This window comes from Geoglobus sp., assembly GCF_054018175.1.
In genome coordinates this window covers 1-2,796 of record NZ_JBPLZQ010000041.1, presented here as the reverse complement: position 1 = coordinate 2,796, position 2,796 = coordinate 1, and the positions used below count along the sequence as shown (strand labels likewise).

General features: G+C 52.2%; 3 protein-coding genes. All 3 read left to right on the top strand.

Annotated elements, in window-relative coordinates:
• On the top strand, nucleotides 1–458 hold a 458-nt coding region (locus ACXJJC_RS03250), incomplete at its 5' end, for an acyl-CoA dehydrogenase family protein (protein ID WP_456369395.1).
• A gap of 61 nt (nucleotides 459–519) precedes the next feature.
• Nucleotides 520–2,172, top strand: a complete 1,653-nt coding sequence (locus tag ACXJJC_RS03245) for a long-chain fatty acid--CoA ligase (protein ID WP_456369394.1) — start codon at nucleotides 520–522, stop codon at nucleotides 2,170–2,172.
• A gap of 283 nt (nucleotides 2,173–2,455) precedes the next feature.
• Complete coding sequence (locus tag ACXJJC_RS03240) at nucleotides 2,456–2,644, top strand: hypothetical protein (RefSeq protein WP_456369393.1); 189 nt, start codon at nucleotides 2,456–2,458, stop codon at nucleotides 2,642–2,644.
• The last annotated feature ends 152 nt before the right edge of the window (nucleotides 2,645–2,796 follow it).

The window sequence follows — 2,796 nt, the reverse complement described above, 5'->3', positions numbered from 1 at the left end:
AGGGGGAGTGGACCGACAGCGATACGACAGAGGATAGATACGGTATATACGGTGAGGCAAAGCATCAAATAGACTCCAAATGGACCGTAGTGGCTTTGGAGTACGCGAGGGAAAGGAAGGCCTTCGGAAAACCCTTAATCAAGCACCAGGCCATAGCCTTCAAGCTGGCGGACATGTACAAGGACATTGAGGCGGCAAAGCTCCTGATCTTCAAGGCGGCGTGGCTCGTTGACAGGGGTAAGGCGGATCCGGCCTTAAGCTCTGCAGCTAAGCTGTTCGCAACCGAGACTGCGGTCAGGGTTACGTACGAGGCTGTTCAGATATTCGGAGGTTACGGATTCAGCAAGGAGTATGATGTCGAGCGCTACTACAGGGATGCGAGGGTTGGAACGATTTATGAGGGGACGAGTGAAATTCAGAGACTGATAATTTCGAGGGCAATTTCGGGGAGGCTGTGATGGTAAGGTATTTATCGCAGTATTTTTTCTCAATTAATAATTAAAAAATGGAGGTGGTGTGATGAGGTACGTTAAGGGTTTTTCCGCAACGACGATGGAGGACTACCAGCTGAACCTGATCAACATCCTGAAGAGGGCCGCCACGTATTTCCCGGACAGGGAGATAGTGTCGAGGCTCCACAGTGGGGAGGTTCTCAGGTACAGCTACCGGGAGGCGTACGAGAGGGTCAGGAGACTCGCTGACTCGCTGGAAAAGATTGGCATAGGTCCAGCTGACAGGATTGGCGTTCTGAGCTGGAACACCCACAGGTTCTACGAGCTCTTCTTTGCGATCCCGGGAATGGGAGCTGTGCTGCTGGAGATGAATCTGCGACTGCATCCAAATGAGATAGTGTACGTCGCGAACCACAGCAAGGCGAAGGCAATATTCGTGGACGAGACACTCCTTCCGCTCGCCGAGGCCATCGCTCCCCACATAAAGGCCGAGAAGTACATAATCATGGCTGACAGCGATCTTCCGGAGACGAAGCTGGAGAACATTTACAGCTACGAGGATCTCGTGAAGGAGGGCGATCCGGATTACGAGTTCCCGGTGGTGGATGAGCACTCTGCTGGCACAGCATGCTACACCTCCGGAACGACCGGCAATCCAAAGGGTGTTTACTACTCTCAGAGAGCCTTAGTGCTTCACTCACTTGCAGAGCTCCACGCGATAGGAATAAGGCCTGATGACGTGTACATGCAGCTCGTTCCCATGTTCCACGCCAACGGATGGGGTCTGTTCTATCCGGCAACGATCGGTGGGGCGAAGCTCGTGTTTCCGGGGAGGTACGGGGTGGACAACCTTGGCCCGGTCGTGGAGCTGATGGAGAGTGAAGGCGTGACTGTTACCGCCGGAGCGCCGGCAATATTCCTGCCCATGCTCAACTACCTGCAGAGCCTCGACAGAAAGCCAAAGCTCAACGTTCGAGCGTGGAGCGGTGCCACCGAACCGCCGCTTGCGATGATGAAGGGTCTGCTGGAGTACGGCATTGAGGTTATCCACGCCTACGGAGCTACTGAGACCACTCCGCTCGTATGTTACAACTTCCTGAAGCCGGAACTCGAGAACATGAGCGAGGAGGAGAAGTGGGAGTTGAGGAGGAAGCAGGGAATTCCGGTGTTCGGGGTGGAGGTTATGCTCGCGGACGAGAACGGAAATCCAGTTCCGTGGGATGGGAAGAGCATAGGGGAGCTATACATACGGGGTCACTGGGTAACCGGAAGTTACTACAACGACGCCAGGACGATAGACTCCTTCGTGGAGGATGGATTCCTGAGGTGGTGGAAGAGCGGCGATGCCGCGACAATAGACGAGCACGGATACATAAAGATCGTGGACAGGTTCAAGGACCTGATAAAGAGCGGTGGAGAGTGGATAAGCAGCGTGGACCTTGAGAACTACCTCGTCGCTCATCCAGCGGTGCTTGAGGCCTGCGTCGTCGGAATCCCTCATCCCAAGTGGGAGGAGAGGCCCCTGGCCTTTGTAGTTGTGAAGGAGGAGTTCAGGGGCAAGATCACGAAGGAGGAACTTCTCGACCACCTGAAACAGAGGTTCGCCAAGTGGCAGCTTCCCGATGAGATTCTGTTTGTGGACGAGATCCCAAAGACGAGCGTCGGGAAGGCGAGCAAGAGAACTCTCAGGGATCAGTACAGGGACTTCTACATGAAGTAAGTGAAAGTGCCGTAAAACTCTTCTATTTTATTTCTTGCATTTTCACGCGGTCTCTGAGCGAAATCCACTGGATGCTGAGAGGGGAGATAAACGAGGGCTGGGCCGGCTTGCTGGAGGCTCTCAGGAATGAATCTCTGGTCTGAGCTTTTGATTGCTCACCCAATCCAGGAGTTTTCTGCAGAACAAGGCAAATTCTTAAAACCATTATTCTGGTGTGATCTCTGGAGATCGGTAGCGGAACTTTCGTGTAAAGTATTTAAATGAGGGGGGTGTACTGAACATTATGGGCATAGAAGCTGAGTTAGCAGATATAAAGAGGATTTTAACTGAAATGTCCAGAAAACTTGATGAATTGCTCGAAGAAAGGGAAATTACAGCCATGATGAAGCTGTCAGAAGTTAGCTTAAAGGATTTTCTCGATGATGAGCCGGATATTTACTCTATAAAAGATGTGAAGGTCAGATACAGATGAAAGGAAAGGTAGTTCTCGTTCCGTTTCCGTTCACAGATCTCTCGGCTTCAAAGCTCAGGCCGGCACTTTTTTACCCCATCCAGTATGGTTGAGGGATTGGCTGGGACTCATTGATGCGACTGTTATTTTACCACAGGGTAGCCCTTGCTCGC

What these genes read in the sequence shown, in the direction of transcription:
- ACXJJC_RS03245 (WP_456369394.1), top strand. Translation starts at nt 520, where the DNA reads ATGAGGTACGTTAAGGGTTTTTCCGCAACGACGATGGAGGACTACCAG.
- ACXJJC_RS03240 (WP_456369393.1), top strand. Translation starts at nt 2,456, where the DNA reads ATGGGCATAGAAGCTGAGTTAGCAGATATAAAGAGGATTTTAACTGAA.